The 16806-nt window shown below is 71.5% G+C and carries 18 protein-coding genes; 9 read left to right on the top strand and 9 right to left on the bottom strand.

Going from position 1 to position 16806, the window contains the following annotated elements:
• Positions 1–68: 68 nt before the first annotated feature.
• From gshB to rsmI, 4 genes are read right to left on the bottom strand one after another with little or no spacing between them, the layout of a single operon-like run.
• Positions 69–1016 (bottom strand): glutathione synthase, encoded by a 948-nt coding sequence (gene gshB / locus ACE3Q8_RS06110; protein ID WP_374469365.1) that lies wholly within the window; start codon positions 1014–1016, stop codon positions 69–71.
• A 54-nt stretch (positions 1017–1070) separates the two neighbouring features.
• Positions 1071–1886 carry a transglutaminase family protein gene (locus ACE3Q8_RS06105; protein ID WP_374469364.1) on the bottom strand — a complete coding sequence of 272 codons (816 nt, stop codon included), beginning with the start codon at positions 1884–1886 and terminating at the stop codon, positions 1071–1073.
• A gap of 20 nt (positions 1887–1906) precedes the next feature.
• Positions 1907–2281: a YraN family protein gene (locus ACE3Q8_RS06100; RefSeq protein WP_374469363.1), complete on the bottom strand. Its 375-nt coding sequence runs from the start codon at positions 2279–2281 to the stop codon at positions 1907–1909.
• Positions 2278–3147, bottom strand: coding sequence for a 16S rRNA (cytidine(1402)-2'-O)-methyltransferase (rsmI, locus tag ACE3Q8_RS06095; RefSeq protein WP_374469362.1), 870 nt, complete (start codon positions 3145–3147; stop codon positions 2278–2280). Before rsmI ends, ACE3Q8_RS06100 begins: the two co-directional genes overlap by 4 nt.
• 78 nt (positions 3148–3225) lie before the next feature.
• Between rsmI and ACE3Q8_RS06090 the strand changes: the two genes are divergently transcribed.
• On the top strand, positions 3226–4452 hold the full coding sequence (locus ACE3Q8_RS06090) for an aspartate aminotransferase family protein (protein WP_374469361.1): 1227 nt from the start codon (positions 3226–3228) through the stop codon (positions 4450–4452).
• Here the strand turns inward: ACE3Q8_RS06090 and hemW are convergent.
• The gene (hemW, locus tag ACE3Q8_RS06085; protein WP_374469360.1) at positions 4449–5594 is read right to left on the bottom strand and encodes a radical SAM family heme chaperone HemW; all 1146 of its coding nucleotides are present in this window, start codon (positions 5592–5594) and stop codon (positions 4449–4451) included. The two genes, ACE3Q8_RS06090 and hemW, sit on opposite strands and share 4 nt — an antisense overlap.
• Positions 5595–5621: 27 nt before the next feature.
• Positions 5622–6221, bottom strand: coding sequence for an RdgB/HAM1 family non-canonical purine NTP pyrophosphatase (gene rdgB / locus ACE3Q8_RS06080; protein WP_374469359.1), 600 nt, complete (start codon positions 6219–6221; stop codon positions 5622–5624).
• A gap of 368 nt (positions 6222–6589) precedes the next feature.
• Here rdgB and ACE3Q8_RS06075 point away from each other — a divergent pair, with 368 nt between their 5' ends.
• Entirely contained in the window at positions 6590–7120 is a 531-nt protein-coding gene (locus tag ACE3Q8_RS06075) for a DUF2975 domain-containing protein (protein WP_374469358.1), read from the top strand.
• Between the two features lie 13 nt (positions 7121–7133).
• On the top strand, positions 7134–7370 hold the full coding sequence (locus ACE3Q8_RS06070) for a helix-turn-helix domain-containing protein (protein WP_374469357.1): 237 nt from the start codon (positions 7134–7136) through the stop codon (positions 7368–7370).
• Positions 7371–7655: 285 nt separating this feature from the next.
• Here ACE3Q8_RS06070 and rph read toward each other — a convergent pair whose 3' ends face one another.
• Positions 7656–8372 (bottom strand): ribonuclease PH, encoded by a 717-nt coding sequence (gene rph, locus ACE3Q8_RS06065; RefSeq protein WP_374469356.1) that lies wholly within the window; start codon positions 8370–8372, stop codon positions 7656–7658.
• A 112-nt stretch (positions 8373–8484) separates the two neighbouring features.
• Between rph and hrcA the strand changes: the two genes are divergently transcribed.
• The 4 genes from hrcA to ACE3Q8_RS06045 all read left to right on the top strand — a co-directional run bounded on the left by hrcA (position 8485) and on the right by ACE3Q8_RS06045 (position 12069).
• On the top strand, positions 8485–9552 hold the full coding sequence (gene hrcA, locus ACE3Q8_RS06060) for a heat-inducible transcriptional repressor HrcA (RefSeq protein ID WP_374469355.1): 1068 nt from the start codon (positions 8485–8487) through the stop codon (positions 9550–9552).
• A 22-nt stretch (positions 9553–9574) separates the two neighbouring features.
• On the top strand, positions 9575–10186 hold the full coding sequence (gene grpE / locus ACE3Q8_RS06055) for a nucleotide exchange factor GrpE (protein ID WP_374469354.1): 612 nt from the start codon (positions 9575–9577) through the stop codon (positions 10184–10186).
• Between the two features lie 181 nt (positions 10187–10367).
• Entirely contained in the window at positions 10368–11486 is a 1119-nt protein-coding gene (gene dnaN / locus ACE3Q8_RS06050) for a DNA polymerase III subunit beta (RefSeq protein WP_374469353.1), read from the top strand.
• A 10-nt stretch (positions 11487–11496) separates the two neighbouring features.
• Positions 11497–12069: a histidine phosphatase family protein gene (locus tag ACE3Q8_RS06045; protein ID WP_374469352.1), complete on the top strand. Its 573-nt coding sequence runs from the start codon at positions 11497–11499 to the stop codon at positions 12067–12069.
• A gap of 3 nt (positions 12070–12072) precedes the next feature.
• Here ACE3Q8_RS06045 and ACE3Q8_RS06040 read toward each other — a convergent pair whose 3' ends face one another.
• Positions 12073–12378 carry a zinc-finger domain-containing protein gene (locus ACE3Q8_RS06040; RefSeq protein WP_374469351.1) on the bottom strand — a complete coding sequence of 102 codons (306 nt, stop codon included), beginning with the start codon at positions 12376–12378 and terminating at the stop codon, positions 12073–12075.
• An 84-nt stretch (positions 12379–12462) separates the two neighbouring features.
• On the opposite strand from ACE3Q8_RS06040, the gene ACE3Q8_RS06035 reads away from it, so the two are divergent.
• Positions 12463–13416 (top strand): ABC transporter ATP-binding protein, encoded by a 954-nt coding sequence (locus ACE3Q8_RS06035; RefSeq protein ID WP_374469350.1) that lies wholly within the window; start codon positions 12463–12465, stop codon positions 13414–13416.
• Positions 13417–13431: 15 nt separating this feature from the next.
• On the opposite strand, the gene ACE3Q8_RS06030 is transcribed toward ACE3Q8_RS06035, so the two are convergent.
• Positions 13432–13980 (bottom strand): N-acetyltransferase family protein, encoded by a 549-nt coding sequence (locus tag ACE3Q8_RS06030; RefSeq protein WP_374469349.1) that lies wholly within the window; start codon positions 13978–13980, stop codon positions 13432–13434.
• Between the two features lie 79 nt (positions 13981–14059).
• Here ACE3Q8_RS06030 and mutS point away from each other — a divergent pair, with 79 nt between their 5' ends.
• Positions 14060–16750, top strand: coding sequence for a DNA mismatch repair protein MutS (gene mutS / locus ACE3Q8_RS06025; RefSeq protein ID WP_374469348.1), 2691 nt, complete (start codon positions 14060–14062; stop codon positions 16748–16750).
• Positions 16751–16806 lie beyond the last annotated feature (56 nt).

Raw genomic sequence — 16806 nt, 5'->3', positions numbered from 1 at the left:
AATTGCGGAACATAGCGGGAAAGGATGACGGCGGCATGATGTCCCGCGGCAGAAGTTATCCCCACAAGCTAGGCTGTGCGCCGAAGATCCTCGATCCGTGCCCAGAGCGCCTCGGTCGCGTCGATCCCGGTGAACGCCTTCAGCGCCACGGCGCCGGTGGGCGACGTCACGTTGATCTCGGTCAGCCACTCGCCGATCACGTCGATGCCCACGAACAGCAGGCCACGGGCCTTCAACTCGGGGCCGATGGTGGCGCAGATTTCGAGATCCCGGTCGGTGAGCTCGACGGCCTCGGCCTTTCCGCCCACGGCGAGGTTCGAGCGGATCTGGCCCTTGGCCGGCACGCGGTTGATCGCGCCCACCGGCTCGCCGTCGACCAGCAGGATGCGCTTGTCGCCCTTCACCACGCCGGGGAGGAACTTCTGGACGATCACCGGCTCGCGGTCGATCTGAGCGTGCAGCTCCAGCATGGCGTCGATGTTCGGGTCGTCCGCCAGGTGGCGGGTCACGCCCGAGCCGCCGCGGCCGTTCAGCGGCTTCATGACGATATCCCCGTGCCGCGCCCGGAAGTCGTAGATCGCGTCGCGGTCGGCGGTGATCAGGGTCGGCGGCTGCAGGCCGGGGAACTTGGTCACGAACAGCTTCTCCGGCGCGTTGCGGACCTCGCGCGGGTTGTTCACCACCAGCGTCCCGGGATGCACGGCCTCGAGGAAGAAGGTCGTGTCGATGTAGTGCATGTCGAAGGGCGGGTCCTGGCGGAGCAGGACCACGTCGAACGCCGCGAGCTCGGCCTTGCGATAATCTGAGAGCGTGGCGTGGCCGCCCTTCACCCGCTGCACGACCACGTCCCGGCCGCGGACGAAGACGCGGCCGTCCTCCATGGCCAGGGTGTCGGTGGTGTAGACGAAGAGACTGTGCCCGCGGGCCTGGGCGCTCTCCATCATCAGGAAGGTGGTGTCGCCCTCGATGTTGATCCCCTCGATGGGATCCATCTGCACCGCGACCTTCAGCGCCATCCGCCTGCTCCCGACTGCTCAGGCCAGCGACATAGGCCCTGCGGCGGGCCGACGCTAGTTCAGCCGCAGCCTGACCCGCTCACGCTGGGCCCGCGCCGCGAGCGCCGCGCCGCCGTCGAGGGTGGTGGCCCGCGCCAGGGCTTCCAGCGCGCCGGCCAGCGCCCCCTGCCCTTCGCGAGCCGCGGCGACATCCAGCCAAGGGCGGTGGTCGGTGGGATCCAGTACAGCGCGTCGGAGCGCAGCGCGCTCGGCGCGCGGGAAGTCGCGGACCGCCGAGGCCCGGGCATAGATGGTGTTCTGCAGACGGACGAGCACGGCGCGGTCGCTGACCGGCGCCATCAGCCGGTCGAGCCGGTCGGCGACGTTGGGCGTGAGGCCGGCGTGCAGCGCGCGGCGGGTGAGCTCCGAGGGCAGCACCACCCGGCCCTCCGAGAACGGATCCAGCGCCAGCGGCCCTTCCTCGGTCTCGATGCGCAGCAGGAAGTGGCCGGGGAAGTCGACGCCCTGGACGGTCAGGCCGCACTTGCGCGCCACGTGCAGGTAGTAGACGCCGAGCGCCACGGCGATGCCCTTCCGCCGCTCGGCGAGCGACAGGACGTCGGCGTTGTCGGGGTTCTCGTAGGTGAAGAGGTCGCCGGCCAGTCGCAGGTCGCCGGCCATGGCTTCGGCGAGCGCCTCCTCGGCGCTCTCGCGCTTCATGCGCTGCGACAGCCGCTCGACACCGGCGGCGCCCAAGTCGCGGGCCGGCTGCGGGTCGCGGCTGGGGTCCTCGTGGATGGCGCAGGCGATCGCCGCTTCCAGAAGCGGGAACTCGCCGTCCGTGGCCGACCCGGCCTCCAGCAGGAAATCCTCGGCGTCCTCGCGCGTCATCTCGGCCCCATGGAGCGCCTCTAGGCGCCCTTCCAAGCGTCCGGAATATGCACAGGAAGCCGGCGAGGTGCGAGCGCCACCAGGTCGAGACGAACCGTCGCATCCTTCAGCGCGGGACGGCCGGCGGCGACCAGTGCGCCCGCACGTCGCAGGCGGTCGCGCTGGTCGAGGGTAACCGTCTCAAGAGCGTCGGCCAGGTTCGCCCGCCGCTTCACCTCGACCACGGCCAAGGTCCGTCCACGGAGCGCCAAGAGGTCGATCTCCGCGATCCTCGTCCGCAGACGGAAGCCGAGGATCCGGTAGCCCTTCAGCATCAGCCAGACCGCGGCGACCACCTCGCTCCGCCGGCCGGAGAGCCGGGCGGCCGCGCCGCGGGCGGAGCGGGCGCCGCTCACCGGCCCGACCTCATCTCCATGGCGCGGCGGTAGAGGTCGCGTCGGGAAAGGCCGAGCGCCTTGGCCACCTCGGCCGCGGCCTCCGCGGGCTTCAGGCGCTTGAGCGCGTCGGCCAGCGCGGCGTCCACATCGGCGGCGCTCGCTTCGGCCTCGCGGCCGGGACCCACCAGCACGACCAGCTCGCCCTTTGGCGCTTCGAACTGGGGGTCGGCGGCGAGTTCCGAGAGACTTCCGCGCGTCACGGTCTCGTAGAGCTTGGTGAGTTCCCGGCAGACCACAGCCTCACGGTCGCCCAGTACGGCAGCCATGTCGCCGAGGCTGCCGGCCAGCCGCGATCCGCCTTCGAAGAACACCAGGGTGGCGCGCACGCCCGCCAGCTCCTCCAGAAACGTTCGCCGCGCGGCGCTCTTCGCCGGCGGAAAGCCCGCGAACAGGAACCGGTCTGTGGGCAGGCCCGCCGCCGACAGCCCCGCCAGAAGCGCCGAGGCCCCGGGGATCGGGAACACCGGGTGGCCGGCCTGGGCCGCCTCCCGCACCAGGCGATATCCGGGATCGGACACCAGGGGGGTGCCGGCGTCCGAGACCAGCGCCACTCGCTGCCCCTCCGCCAGGGCCGCCATGGCGCGGGGGCGGGTCTGCTCGGCGCCGTGCTCGTCGTAGCGGGCGAGCTTGGCGGAAAGGCCGTAGGCGGACAGCAGCTTGCCGGCCACCCGAGTGTCCTCGGCCAGCACCAGGTCGGCGGCGTTCAGAACGTCCAGGGCCCGCAGGGTGATGTCGCGCAGGTTCCCTATCGGGGTCGCCACCACATACAGGCCCGGCGCCAGCGGCGCGTCGTCGAGGGCGGGGGTGGGGATCAGCCGGGCCATGGCCGAGGGTTCGCCGCTCGCGCGCGGAAACGCAAGGCGCCAAGATCGCCGGCAAAAGAACGACCAAGGGAGGATGGGATGCGCAGACCCCTGCCGGAGCCCGGCCGCGACTGGCCGGCGGTGAAGGCCGAGATGCTGGCCTATGCCGAGGGTGACGTCCGCTGGCGCGAGGGCAGGACCGCAGTCTACGTCTTCAACGCCGGCCCGGAGGTGGAGCAGGTCCAGAAAGAGGCCTACGCCCTCTTCATGGCGGAAAACGGCCTCGGGCCGTCGGCCTTTCCCAGCCTGAAGCGCATGGAGGAGGAGGTGGTCGGCTTCGGCCTTTCGCTGCTGAACGGGCCGGAGGGCGCGCGCGGGACCATGACCTCCGGCGGCACCGACTCCGTCACCATGGCCATCAAGGCGGCCCGGGACCACGCGCGGAAGGTCCGCGGTGTGAGCGGGCCGCTGAACGTGGTCCTTCCGCGCTCCGCCCACCCGGCTTTCGACAAGGCCTGCGCGGTCATGGAGATCGAGGTCCGCCGCACGCCCCTGCAGGACTTGCTGGCCGACCCCGCGGCCATGGACGCGGCCGCCGACGCCTCCACGGTGATGATCGTCGGCTCGGCGCCCAACTTCCCCTACGGCCTAATCGACCCGATCGCCGCGCTGTCGGACCTAGCGATGGCGCGGGACCTCTGGCTGCACGTGGACGCCTGCGTCGGAGGCTACATCGCCCCCTTCGTCCGGATGAACGGCGGCGATATCCCGCCCTTCGACTTCGAGCTGCCCGGCGTCCGATCCATCTCCGCCGACCTGCACAAGTACGGCTACTGCGCCAAGGGCGCGTCCACCGTCTTCTTCCGGTCGGAGGAGCTGCACCGGCTCATGGCCTTCGACTTCAAGGACTGGCCGGGCGGGCGAATGACCACGCCGACCCTTGCCGGCACGCGGCCGGGGGGCGCCATCGCCTCGGCCTGGGCGGTGATGAACGTCCTGGGCGTCGAGGGCTACCGGCGCAAGCACGCCCAGGTCACCGGGGCCCGCGAGCGGATCGCCGCCGGCGCGGAGGCCCTGGGTTTCCGGGTGCTCGGCCGGCCCCAACTTGGCCTGCTGGCCTTCACCCGCGACGACGTGGACTGCGTGGCGCTTTGGGCGAAGCTGCGCGAGCGGGGCTGGTTCACCGGCGTCACCACCGAGCCCAAGAGCCTGCACCTGATGCTGTCGCCGATCCACGCGCAGGTGGCGGACGCCTATCTGGCCGACCTCGAATGGGCGCTGGGTGCGGTCGGCGGCTCTGCGGGGGTCGAGGCCCGCTACGCTTAGGTGAGCAACTCGCGGGTGACGGCGTCCAGCACCAGCCGGCCTCGCCGGGTGGCGCGGACCCGCTCGGCGTCGTCTGCGAGCAGGCCCAGCTCGGTCAGGTGCGCGATGCGCGCCGGGTCGAGCGCCAGCGCCGCCAGCTCGGTCCGCGCCACCCCGTCGTCGATGCGCAACCCCGACAGCAGCCGCTCCTCCGCAGCTTCGAGGGGGCTCAGCGTCTCGCGGCTCTCGAAACCGAAGCCCGTCTCGGCCACCGCGCCCAGGTAGTCGGCGGGGCGGGCGGCGGCCACGGTGGCCTCCCGGCCCGCCGCGGTGGTGATCCGGCCGTGCGCGCCCGGTCCCGCGCCCACGTAGTCGTGGCCCCGCCAGTAGACGAGGTTGTGCCGCGAGCGGGCCGCCTCGCCCCGAGCGTGGTTCGAGACCTCGTAGGCGTCGAATCCGCAGGCCTCGAGCACGGCCTGGGTGGTCTCGAAGAGGGCCGCCCCGGCGTCTTCGTCGGCCGGCACGATCCGGCCTCGGCGCACGGCCCGATCGAACGCCGTCCCCGCCTCCACGGTGAGCTGGTAGGGGGACACATGCTCCGCCCCGAGCTCGATGGCGCGGGCGAGCTCGTCGGCCCATGCCTGCGGCGTCTGGCCCGGGCGGGCGTAGATCAGGTCCACCGACAGGCGCGGGAACGCGCGCGCCGCCGTCTGCGCCGCCCGGATCGCCTGGGCCGCGTCGTGGTTGCGGCCGAGGAAGGCCAGGGCGTCGTCCTCGAGCGCCTGCAGACCGAGCGACAGCCGGTTCACGCCCGCGTGCGCGAAACCGTCGAACCGCGCAGCCTCGGCATCGGTGGGGTTGGCCTCGAGGCTGACCTCCAGGTCGGCGCTCGGCGTCCAGAGCCGCGTCGCCGCCGCGACGATCTCCGCCGCCCAGGCCGGATCCATGAGGGAGGGCGTGCCGCCCCCGAAGAACACCGAGACGAGCGTGCGCGGACCGGTCAGCGCCGCCTGGGCTTCCAGGTCGGCGACGATGGCGCGGGCCAGCGCCGCCTGCTCCTCGGCCCGCCCGCGGTCGCGGTAGACGTTGAAGTCGCAGTAGGGGCAGATCCGCGCGCAGTACGGCCAGTGGACGTAGACACCGATCGGCGACAGGTCAGTCATCGCGCGCGAGGTGGGGAGCGATCGGGCTCAGAGCAACGCCGCCTTCAGCTTGGCGAACGCCCGCGCCCGGTGGCTCATGCCGTCCTTCTGCGCCGGCGCCATCTCCCCGAAGGTCTCGGCGTGGCCCTCGGGCAGGAAGATCGGATCGTAGCCGAAGCCGCGGTCGCCGCGCGGCGGGAAGGTCAGCGTGCCGTCGATGCGGCCCTCCACGACGACCGCCGGCCCGTTCGGCCAGGCCACCGCCAGCGCGCTGGTGAACCAGGCGGAGAAGTCCTCGGCGCCAGCCTCCTCCAGCCGCGCCTCCACCTTCTTCATGGCCACCGAGAAGTCCTTTCCCGGACCCGCCCAGCGCGCGGAGTAGATGCCGGGCTGTCCGTCCAGCGCCGCCACCGAGAGCCCCGAGTCGTCGGCGATAGCCACGAGGCCGGTGGCGTCCGCCGCCGCCCTGGCCTTCAGCAGGGCGTTGCCCACGAAGGTCGATTCGGTCTCCTCAGGCTCGCCCAGGCCCAGTTCGCCCGCCGTGACCAGATCGAAGCGATTCTCCAGGATCTCGGCCAACTCGCGGGCCTTGCCCGGATTGTGAGTGGCGACCACCAGCCGCGCGCCGGACTCGAGGGTCAGGGCCATTGGGCTCTCCTTCGTTCAGGCGCGGGACCATAGCGCCGGCCGCGCGTGTTGCATTGCGAAAGTTTAATATCGTTACTCGATATTCATTTGATCGACTTTCGATGCGGGCATATCGTTTCTCACATCGGGGCCGGCCAACGCCCCACCCACCTCGCTGCACCGCAGCAAAGCAAGGAGATGTGAGATGTCCGCTTCGATGATTTCCGTGCTGGACCGTTTCGCCCTGACCTTCTTCATGGTCCTGGCCGCCACCCCGCTCGCGGCGGTCGCCGCCGGCGCGGCGATCTAATAGGCTCCGCGTCGTGGGGTTCGCCCGACCCGCGCCGGTCCAGATGGGCCGGCCGGGTCCAGGCGCCGGAGGGGTGAAGATGCGCGCGCTCGGTCCAGGCTCGGTTTCCAGCTTCCTGAAGATCATCCTCGACGTGGTGTACGCGGCGCTCTGGATCGGGCTGGCCATCGTGGTCGTGCTCACGCTGCTCTCGCTCCTGATGGGCTTCAACCCCGAGTTCCTGCAGGGCCTCCGCCTGTCCGGCGACTACGGCGAGATCGAGGATCCCGTGCCGGTCGTGGCCGGAGGGCTGGCCGCCGGGGCGCTCTATCTGAGCGGGATCCTGGCTATCGTCTGGTCCCTCCGCCGGATCTTCGCCACGCTCACCGCCGGCGATCCCTTCCATCCGGACAACGTCCAGCGCCTGCGCTTCATCGGCCTGATCCTGGCCGGCCTCGAGCTCGGCCGTTACGCCGTCTGGGGCGTTTCCCAGTGGCTGCTGGCCGACGTCATCCGCAACGAACCCAATTTCAGCCTGACGGCCTGGTTCTCGGTCCTGGTCGTCTTCGTGCTCGCCGAGGTCTTCCGCGAAGGCGCGCGTCTGCGCCGCGAAGCCGAGCTGACGATCTGAAAGCCCGCCCTGAATGCCGATCCGCGTCCACCTCGACCGCGTCCTCCTGGAGCGGCGCATGTCGCTCACGGAACTCGCCGACCGCGTCGGCGTGACCATCGCCAACCTGTCGATCCTCAAGACCGGCAAGGCCCGGGCGGTGCGCTTCTCCACGCTCGCCGCCCTCTGTCGCGAGCTCGACTGCCAGCCCGGCGACCTCCTGCTCTACGAGCCGGGTCCCGACGACACGGCCGGTGACGACGAAGCCTAGCCTTCAGAATGTTGCGCTGCACACACAGGGCTGCGCCATAGTGACGCCACACCCCCGCTCGGGGCGTTCAATTCCTTGATCGGTGAAATGGCGGCTCCTATATGCGCTGCAGCAAGGCGATGTTCGCGCTTGCAGCAAAGGAGTGTCGAGCCATGATGCGTGCGATCGAACGCTTCCTCGACGCCATGTTCGCGCCGCTCGCGCGCGAGCTCGGCCGTCTCCCGCCCCAGGCTGTCCGCGGCCTGTTCGGCGGCTTCTAAGAGGAATGCCGGGCGGGCGGCTGGATCAGCCGCCCGTCGCCGCTCTCTGCATCTCGCACAGCTCGCGAATGCCTTTGCGGGCCAAGGAGAACAGGGCCTCGAACTCGGCCTCGGAGAAGCCGCGCTTCTCGCCGGTGGCCTGGATCTCGACGATGTCGCCCTTGCCGGTCAGCACGAAGTTGGAGTCCGCCTCGGCGGTGGAGTCCTCCTCGTAGTCGAGGTCGAGCACCGGCGTGCCCGAGAACACCCCGCAACTGATGGCCGCCACCTGGTCGAGGATCGGGTCCGTGGCGATGACGCCCTCCTCCAGGAGGTAGCGGGTCGCCAGCCGCAGCGCGACCCAGGCGCCGGTGATCGCCGCCGTGCGCGTGCCGCCGTCGGCCTGGACCACGTCGCAGTCGAGGGTGATCTGCCGCTCGCCCAGCGCCTTCAGGTCGACCACCGCCCGCAGGGAGCGGCCGATCAGCCGCTGAATCTCCTGCGTCCGGCCCGACTGCTTGCCCTGCGCCGCCTCGCGTCGCCCGCGGGTGTGGGTCGCCCGCGGCAGCATGCCGTATTCCGCGGTCACCCAGCCCTGGCCGCGGCCGCGCAGGAAGGGCGGAACGCTCTCCTCGACGCTGGCCGTGATCAGCACCTTGGTGTGGCCGAAGCTCGCCAGGCAGGAGCCCTCGGCGTAGCGGTTGACGCCGGTCTCCAGGGTGACCGGGCGCAGCAGGTCGGGGGCGCGTTCGGACGGGCGCATGGCTTGGGAACTCCTCGGGCCGCATGGGCGTCTTGCGCCTGCGAAGGTCGCGCTTATCCTAGATCGGCAAGGTCCAGTCCATGGGCGCAGTCAGAGCACAGCACAGAGCCCAGTGAGCAGTCCCTTCCTCGCCCGCGGCCCGTCCCTGGTCGAACTCGACGAACGCGCGAGGGACATCTTCCGCCGTATCGTCGAAAGCTATCTCGAGACAGGCGAGCCGGTGGGCTCGCGCACGCTCTCGAAGAGCGGCATCACCCTCTCTCCCGCCTCCATCCGCAACACCATGCAGGACCTGACCCAGCTCGGCCTGCTGGGCGCCCCGCACGTCAGCGCCGGACGGCTGCCGACGCACGCGGGCCTGCGCCTGTTCGTGGACGGCCTGCTGGAGATCGGCGACATCGCCGAGGAGGAGCGCCGCTCGATCGACGCGCGCCTGCGGGCCCACGGCCGCAACTTTGAGGAGGCGCTGAACGAGGCGTCGGCCATTCTCTCCGGACTGGCCGGCGGGGCGGGTGTCGTGGTCACGCCGATCCGCGACGCGGGAGTCAAGCACGTGGAGTTCGTCTCGCTCGGGGTCGAGCGGACGCTGGCCATCATGGTCTTCGAGGACGGCACGGTGGAGAACCGGCTGATCCGGCTGCCGGCCGGCGTGACCCCGTCGGCGCTGACCGAGGCCGCCAACTTCCTGAACGCCCGCCTGCGCGGCCGCACCCTCGCCGAGGCCCGCGCCGACCTGCGCACGGATCTCGACCGCGCCCGCCGCGAGCTCGACGAGACCGCCGCGCGGCTGGTGGAGGACGGCCTGGCCGCCTGGGGCGGCGGGGAGGGGGACGAGCGCGCCCTGATCGTCCGCGGTCGCGCCAACCTGCTGGAGGCCAGCGAGGCGGTGGAGGACCTGGAGCGGGTCCGGTCCCTGTTCGAGGATCTCGAGCACAAGGAGCAGCTCATCCAGCTCCTCGACGGGGTGCGCGAGGGCGAGGGCGTGCGCATCTTCATCGGTGCGGAGACTCGTCTGTTCTCGCTTTCGGGTTCCGCCGTCATCGCCGCACCCTATATGACGGGCTCGCAGCGGGTGCTGGGCGCCATCGGCGTCATCGGCCCCGCGCGACTGAACTATGCCCGGGTCATTCCGTTGGTGGACTACACCGCCCGCGTGCTTGGCCAGGTGATGAACGCTTAAGACGACGAAAGCCAAAGGGACCATGTCCGAAGACAAGACGCCCGCCGAAGAAGCGGAAGCGCTGGCCGCCGACGCCGCGGTGGACCAGATCGAGCAGCTCAAGGCGGAAGCCGCCGGCCTGCGCGAACAGGTGCTGCGCTATGCGGCCGACATGGAGAACACGCGCCGCCGCGCCGAGCGAGAGGCCAACGACGCCCGCGCCTACGCCATCCAGAAGTTCGCCAAGGACCTGCTCGCCGCCGCCGACTACCTGGCGATGGCTACCCAACACGCCCCGGCCGACCACGCCGACCCGGCCGTGAAGAACTTCGTGGTCGGCGTGCAGATGACCGAGAAGGAGCTGCAGGCCGCCTTCGAGCGCAACGGGCTGAAGAAGATCGCGCCGAAGCCCGGCGACCGGTTCGACCCCCACCAGCACCAGGCCATGTCCGAGCAGCCGGCCGAGGGCGGCGTGGCGCCCGGCGCCGTGCTCCAGCTCATGCAGCCTGGCTACGAGCTGCTGGGCCGCCTCGTGCGCCCGGCCACCGTGGTCGTCGCCGCCAAGGGCGCGGGCGCGGGCCCGGCCGCCTCCGGCCCCTACGCCGCCAACGACGAGCAGCCGCAGGGCGGCGGCTCAGTGGACACCCGGGCCTAGCCCTCATCATCCCTCCCCGCTGCGGGAGGGATGATCCCATGTGGAGCAGAACGCGAAGAGCGCCTTCGCCTTACGTTCCCCCTCTTCCCCGCCGAGGGAAAATGGCTAATGTCGCAGGTCCCTTCCTGTCGGGGGCGCGGGGCGATGGTTCGCCCGCGCGAATGAGGTCCGGGACTAAGGCATGAAGCTGACGATCGAGCGCGCGGCGCTCCTGAAGGCGCTGGGGCACGTGCAGAGCGCCGTCGAGCGGCGCAACACCATTCCGATCCTGTCGAACGTCCTGCTGTCGGCCGAACGCGACCGGCTGACCTTCTCGGCCACCGATCTCGACATGGAGATCATCGACGAGGCCATGGCCCAGGTGGACCAGCCGGGCCAGATCACCGCGCCCGCCCACACCCTCTACGAAATCGTCCGGAAACTGCCCGAGGGCGCCGACGTGGTGCTCTCGTTCACCGGCGAGGATCCGCGCCTGACGGTGGCGGCCGGCCGCTCGCGCTTCAACCTGCCGGTCCTGCCGGCCGGCGACTTCCCGGTGATGAGCTCCGAAGGCCTCTCCGGCCAGATGAGCGTCGACGTCACCGACCTCATCCGCCTGATCGACAAGACGCGCTTCGCCATCTCGGCGGAGGAGACCCGCTACTATCTGAACGGCCTCTACCTTCACACGGTGTCCGAGGGCGGGGCGCAGAAGCTGCGCGCCGTGGCCACCGACGGTTCGCGGCTGGCGCTCGCCGAGATGCCGGCCCCCGAAGGCGCCGCGGGCGTCCCGGGCGTGATCGTGCCCCGCAAGACGGTGGGCGAGGCGCGGCGCCTGCTGGACGACGCCGGCGAGAACGTCGAGCTGCAGATCAGCCCCCAGAAGATCCGCTTCGAGCTGAACGGCGCGGCGCTGACCTCCAAGGTGATCGACGGCAACTTCCCGGACTACATGCGGGTCATCCCCAAGGGGAACGACCGGATCGTCGTGGTCGACGCCAAGCTGTTCGCCCAGGCGGTGGACCGGGTGGCCACCATTTCGGCCGAGAAGAGCCGCTCGGTCCGGATGGCCATCGAGCCCGGCCGCGTGGTGCTGACGGTCCGCAACATGGAAGCCGGCCAGGCGGTCGAGGAGCTGGAGATCGAGTACGACGGCGAGCCCTTCGAGCTCTCCTTCAACGCCCGCTACCTGCTGGACATCACCGACCAGATCTCGGGCGAGACCGCGGAGCTGCGGTTCGGCGGCCCGAACGACCCGGCCCTCGTGCTCGACCCGGCCGACGCCGATGTCCAGTACATCCTGATGCCGCTGCGCGTCTGAGGACCCGAGGGTGGCGACCGTCTTCGTCGTCACCCACCCCGAGGTGGTGATCGACCCGGCGAAGCCCGTCCCGCATTGGGGCCTGTCGGAAGTCGGCGCGGACCGGATGCAGACCTTCGCGGGCTCGCCGGCCGTGGCGAGGCTGCGCGCGATCTGGAGCAGCGGCGAGACCAAGGCCCTGGAGTCCGCCGGCATCCTAGCGGCCGCGCTCGCCCTCACCACCCGTGTCGAGGCCGACCTGCACGAGAACGACCGCAGCGCCACCGGTTACCTGGCTGAGGCCGAGTTCCAGCAGACGGCGGACGCCTTCTTCGCCGAGCCGGACCGGAGCGTGCGCGGCTGGGAGCGGGCGGTCGACGCCCAGGCCCGCGCGGCGGCGGCGGTGGACCGCTGCCTGGCTGCCTCGCCGCCCGGGGACGTGGCCATCGTCGGCCACGGCGGGGTGAGCGCTCTGCTGCTCTGCAAACTGCTGCGCGAGCCGATCAGTCGGACGCGCGACCAGCCGTTCGCCGGCTGCTACTGGACCTTCGACCGCGAGACGCGTGAGGTCACCTCGACCTGGAAGCCGATCGCGCCCCGCTAGGGATCAGTGCCCGTGCGGGCCTTCGTAGACGCCGGGGGCCAGGCGCTCGTCCTCGACGCCTTCGCCGGCGTCCTTCGCCAGCACGAAGCGGCGGTCGCAGTACGGGCATTCCACGAAGGTGGCTTCGCCCATCTCCAGCCAGACTCGCGGGTGGCCGAGCGCGCCGCCGACCCCGTCGCAGGCCACGCGGCCGGAGCGGACGGTGATCACCTCCGGCGCCGGCAGGTCGGGCGTGAGCGCCGGGCGGGCAGGGGCCGGCTCGGGACGGGCCTGGGCTTCGACACCCTTGTTGCGGACGCGGCGGGCCATGGACGGGAACCTCTTCATTGCCGCTGAGGCGGCGCGCGCCTAGGTATGCGACCACGGCTTTCGCCGTCAACGACTGGACGGGGCATGGACCTACCCGAGTACGCGATCGAGGCGAAGGGCCTCGTGAAGACCTACGCCGCGACGAAGACGACGCCCGAGATGCGCGCGATCCGCGGCATCGACCTGGCCATCCCGCGAGGGTCGATCTTCGGCCTGCTCGGGCCGAACGGGGCGGGGAAGTCCACCTTCATCAACATCCTCGCCGGCCTGACCAAGAAGACCGCGGGCACGGTGAAGATCTGGGGTCGCGACATCGACGAGCGCCCGCGCGACGCCCGCGCAGCCATCGGCGTCGTGCCCCAGGAGATCGCCGCCGATCCCTTCTTCACCCCCCGGGAGGCGCTGGAGGTGGCCGCCGGGATGTACGCCGTGCCGCCGAAGGAGCGCCGCACCACGGAGCTGCTCACCGCGCTGGGCCTCGGCGACAAGGAGAAGGCCTACGTCCGCCAACTCTCCGGCGGCATGAAGCGCCGGCTGATGGTGGCCAAGGCCATGGTCCACAACCCGCCGGTGCTGATCCTCGACGAGCCGACCGCCGGGGTGGATGTGGAGCTCCGGCGCCAGCTCTGGAACTACGTGGTCGACCTGAATCGCAAGGGCGTGACCATCGTGCTCACGACCCACTACCTGGAAGAGGCCCAGGAGCTCTGCGACCAGATCGCCATCGTCAACCGCGGCCAAGTGGTGGCCTGCGAACCAACGCCGAAGCTGCTGGCCCGGATGGACACCCGGAACGTTCTGGTGACGCCTGAGGAGCCGCTGGCGGCGGCGCCCGCGCTTCCCGGGTTCGAGACCAAGCTCCTGAAGTCGGGCGGCTTCTCGGTCTCCTACCGCACCGGCCAGTCGTCGGTGGAGCAGGTGCTGGCGGCGATCCGCGCCTCCGGCCTGCACATCAAGGACATCTCCACCGAGGACCCGGACCTCGAGGACGTCTTCGTCAGCCTGACCTATGCGGCGCCGGAGGCGGCTGAGATCTGAGGGCGCGGGTAGCGCCTACCCCGTCACGCGCCGGATATCCGGCCACCGGTAGGCGACCTCCCACAGCATCGACCCGCCGGGGCCGGGCTCGCGCCGGGCCGGCTCGGCCACGCCGCCGAGATGCTCGTAGAAGCCGCGGGCGTGGAAGTTCTCGCGCAGCACCGAGATGACGAGCGACTGGAAGCCCTGGTCGCGCAGCGCCCGCGCCGTGCGGGTCAGGAGCTCGCGGCCCACGCCGCGGCCCTGCGACGCCTGCAGGACGTAGAGCACGGCGATCTCCGCCTCGCCGGCCACGCCGCGACGGGAAGGGCCGCCGCTCGCGTAGCCGACCACGCCGAACCGATCCGCGGCGGCCAGGGTGAGCGGTCCGTTGAGCCGCGTGAGCTCGCGGGCGAACCGCCGGGCGAACCCGGGCTGGCTCATCCGGGCGAGGAAGGCGTCGGGAAGCAGGCCCTTGTAGGTCTCGCGCCAGCTCGTCACGTGCACGTGGGCCAGGCCCTCCGCATCGGCGGGGCCGGGCGGGAAGATGACGACGGCGGACGACGCTCCACGGGCCTGGGACATCCATCCACAGCTTGGGGCCTTAGGGCGCAGGTTCAAGGGCTCCCTCGAAGCGATTCGTTAAGATAGCGTCGCCCGTTCCATGAACGCGCCGTCGCCCACCGCCACCCCCGATCCTGCCGCCGGCGCGTCGCCGGTCATGGCGCAGTTCTTCGAGGCCAAGGCCCGCCAGCCGGACGCCTTGATCTTCTTCCGCATGGGCGACTTCTACGAACTGTTCTTCGAGGACGCCCAGAAGGGGGCGGCCGCCCTCGGCATCACGCTCACCGCCCGCGGCCAGCACCTGGGCCAGCCGATTCCCATGGCCGGCGTTCCCGTGCACGCCGCCGAGGCCTACATGGCCAAGCTCGTCCGCGCCGGCTTCAAGGTGGCGCTCTGCGAGCAGATGGAGGATCCCGCCGAGGCCAAGAAGCGCGGCTCCAAGTCGGTGGTGCGCCGCGAGATCGTGCGCGTGGTGACGCCGGGCACCCTCACCGAAGACGGGCTGCTGGACGCGCGCGGGGCCAATCGCCTGGCCGCGGTCGCCGTGCGCGCGGGCGCCGCCGCGGTGGCTTCCGTCGAGCTCTCCACCGGCGACGTCGAGGTGCTGCAGACTTCCGTCTCTGGCCTCGCCTCGGCGCTGGCGGCCCTCGGCCCCTCCGAGGTGCTGGTCCCCGACCGGCTGTTCTCGGACGAGGCGGTGAGCGCCGCCCTCAAGGTGTCGGGCGGTTTCGTCCAGCCGCTGCCCTCCGCCCTCGCCGAGCCCTCGGCGTCCGAGGCGCGGCTGAAGCGGCTCTACGGCGTGGACACCCTGGACGGCTTCGGTCAGCTCGCCGGCGCTGAGGTGGCGGCCCTCGGCCTCATCGCCGCCCATCTGGAAACAACGCAGGCTGGCAAGCTGCCGGCCCTATCCGCGCCCCGTCGCGCGGGTGAGGCCGACGTCATGGCCATCGACCCGGCGACCCGCGCGAGCCTGGAGATCGACAAGGCCCAATCCGGCGCCCGCGACGGCTCGCTGCTGGCCGCTATCGATCGCACGGTCACCGCGCCCGGCGCGCGCCTGCTCGCCGCCCGCCTGGCCAGGCCGTTGCTCGACCCGGCGGCCATCGACGCCCGCCTGGACGCGGTGGCCTGGTTCTGCGAGCACCGGGGCCAGCGGCAGCGCCTGCGCGACCAGCTTAAGGCCATGGGCGACATGGCGCGCGCCCTGTCCCGGCTGGCGCTCGGCCGCGGCGGGCCGCGCGACCTCGGCTGCCTGCGCGACGGCCTGGTGGGCGCCGAGGGGATCGTCGCCCTGTTCGCCCAGACGCGCGACCCGCTGGTCAATCCGCCGGTCGAGATCGCCAGCGCGCTCGCCGCCCTGAATCCCGACCTGCACGCCGAGCTGCTGGCGTTCCGCGACCTGCTGGCCACCGGCCTCGGGCCGGACCTCCCGGCGCTGGCCCGGGACGGCGGCTATGTGGCGCAAGGCGTGCGCCCCGAGCTCGACCAGGCCCGGACCCTGCGCGACGATAGCCGCCGCGTCGTCGCCCAGCTCGAGGCGCGCCTGGCCGAAGAGAGCGGCGTGGCGCTCAAGGTCCGCCATAACGCCGTGCTCGGCTACTTCGTGGAGTGCACCGCCAAGGCGGCCGAGCCGCTGATGCAGGCGCCGCTCAACGCCACCTTCATCCACCGCCAGACGCTCGCCAATCAGGTCCGCTTCACCACCGTGGAACTCGCCGAACTGGACGCGAAGATCGCCCAGGCCGCCGAGCGCGCGCTGGCCATCGAGGTGGAGACCTTCGAGGCTTGGCGCGACGCCGCGTGCGGCGTGGCCGCCCTGGTGCAGGCCGCGGCCGAGGCGGCCGCCCGCCTGGACGTGGCGTCCGCCGTCGCCGAGTGGGCCGACGACGTGGGCGCCACGCGCCCGGTGGTCGACCGCTCCACCGCCTTTGAGGCCGAGGCCGCGCGCCACCCGGTGGTCGAGATGGCCGTGCGCCGGGCCGGCGAGCCCTTTACGCCCAACGACTGCCGTCTGGACGGCGCCGGCGCGGTGGCGCCCCGGCTGTCGATCGTCACCGGTCCGAACATGGCCGGTAAGTCGACCTTCCTGCGCCAGAACGCGATCCTGGCCGTGCTCGCGCAGGCGGGCTGTTTCGTGCCGGCGAAGAAGCTGCGGCTCGGCGTCGTCGATCGCCTGTTCAGCCGTGTGGGGGCCGGCGACGACCTCGCCCGCGGGCGCTCGACCTTCATGCTGGAGATGGTGGAGACCGCCGCCATCCTCACCCAGGCCACGCCGCGCAGCCTGGTCATTCTCGACGAGATCGGCCGGGGCACAGCCACCTACGACGGCCTGGCGATCGCCTGGGCCTGCGCCGAGGCCCTGCACGAAACCAACCGCTGCCGGGCGCTGTTCGCCACCCACTACCACGAGCTCGCCGTGCTGGAGGGCCGGCTGGCCTATGTCGCCAACCTCAGCCTGAAGGCCAAGGAGTGGAACGGCGACCTGATCTTCCTGCACGAGGCCGGGCCGGGTCCCGCCGACCGCTCCTACGGCGTCCAGGTGGCCAAGCTCGCCGGCGTTCCGCCGACGGTGGTCGCCCGCGCCAAGGACGTGCTGGAGCGGCTGGAGCGCGAGGCCGCCGGGCCCGCCAAGCTCGACGACCTGCCCCTGTTCGCCGCCGTCGCCGAGGCCGAGACCGCGGGCCTGCGCGGCCCGTCCGAAGTTGAGGAGGCGCTGAAGGTTCTCGACTTGGACGGCATGAGCCCCCGCGAGGCCATGGACGCCCTCTACCGCCTGAAGGGCATGCTCTGAGCGACCTCTCCTGGGAGAGAGGCGTTCCGTGAGCGAAATCGCAACGCCCGTCCTAT

The organism is Phenylobacterium sp. (genome assembly GCF_041913825.1).
Lineage (GTDB): Bacteria > Pseudomonadota > Alphaproteobacteria > Caulobacterales > Caulobacteraceae > Phenylobacterium.
The sequence above is the reverse complement of the archived record's forward strand: the minus strand, read 5'-3'. Positions and strand labels throughout refer to the sequence as shown.

Excerpts from the sequence above, each read along its gene's own strand:
- gshB (WP_374469365.1), bottom strand. The coding sequence starts at position 1,016 with ATGGCGCTGAAGGTCGCGGTGCAGATGGATCCCATCGAGGGGATCAAC.
- ACE3Q8_RS06105 (WP_374469364.1), bottom strand. The coding sequence starts at position 1,886 with ATGACGCGCGAGGACGCCGAGGATTTCCTGCTGGAGGCCGGGTCGGCC.
- rsmI (WP_374469362.1), bottom strand. The coding sequence starts at position 3,147 with ATGGCCCGGCTGATCCCCACCCCCGCCCTCGACGACGCGCCGCTGGCG.
- ACE3Q8_RS06090 (WP_374469361.1), top strand. The coding sequence starts at position 3,226 with ATGCGCAGACCCCTGCCGGAGCCCGGCCGCGACTGGCCGGCGGTGAAG.
- hemW (WP_374469360.1), bottom strand. The coding sequence starts at position 5,594 with ATGACTGACCTGTCGCCGATCGGTGTCTACGTCCACTGGCCGTACTGC.
- rdgB (WP_374469359.1), bottom strand. The coding sequence starts at position 6,221 with ATGGCCCTGACCCTCGAGTCCGGCGCGCGGCTGGTGGTCGCCACTCAC.
- ACE3Q8_RS06075 (WP_374469358.1), top strand. The coding sequence starts at position 6,590 with ATGCGCGCGCTCGGTCCAGGCTCGGTTTCCAGCTTCCTGAAGATCATC.
- ACE3Q8_RS06070 (WP_374469357.1), top strand. The coding sequence starts at position 7,134 with ATGCCGATCCGCGTCCACCTCGACCGCGTCCTCCTGGAGCGGCGCATG.
- rph (WP_374469356.1), bottom strand. The coding sequence starts at position 8,372 with ATGCGCCCGTCCGAACGCGCCCCCGACCTGCTGCGCCCGGTCACCCTG.
- grpE (WP_374469354.1), top strand. The coding sequence starts at position 9,575 with ATGTCCGAAGACAAGACGCCCGCCGAAGAAGCGGAAGCGCTGGCCGCC.
- dnaN (WP_374469353.1), top strand. The coding sequence starts at position 10,368 with ATGAAGCTGACGATCGAGCGCGCGGCGCTCCTGAAGGCGCTGGGGCAC.
- ACE3Q8_RS06040 (WP_374469351.1), bottom strand. The coding sequence starts at position 12,378 with ATGGCCCGCCGCGTCCGCAACAAGGGTGTCGAAGCCCAGGCCCGTCCC.
- ACE3Q8_RS06035 (WP_374469350.1), top strand. The coding sequence starts at position 12,463 with ATGGACCTACCCGAGTACGCGATCGAGGCGAAGGGCCTCGTGAAGACC.
- ACE3Q8_RS06030 (WP_374469349.1), bottom strand. The coding sequence starts at position 13,980 with ATGTCCCAGGCCCGTGGAGCGTCGTCCGCCGTCGTCATCTTCCCGCCC.
- mutS (WP_374469348.1), top strand. The coding sequence starts at position 14,060 with ATGAACGCGCCGTCGCCCACCGCCACCCCCGATCCTGCCGCCGGCGCG.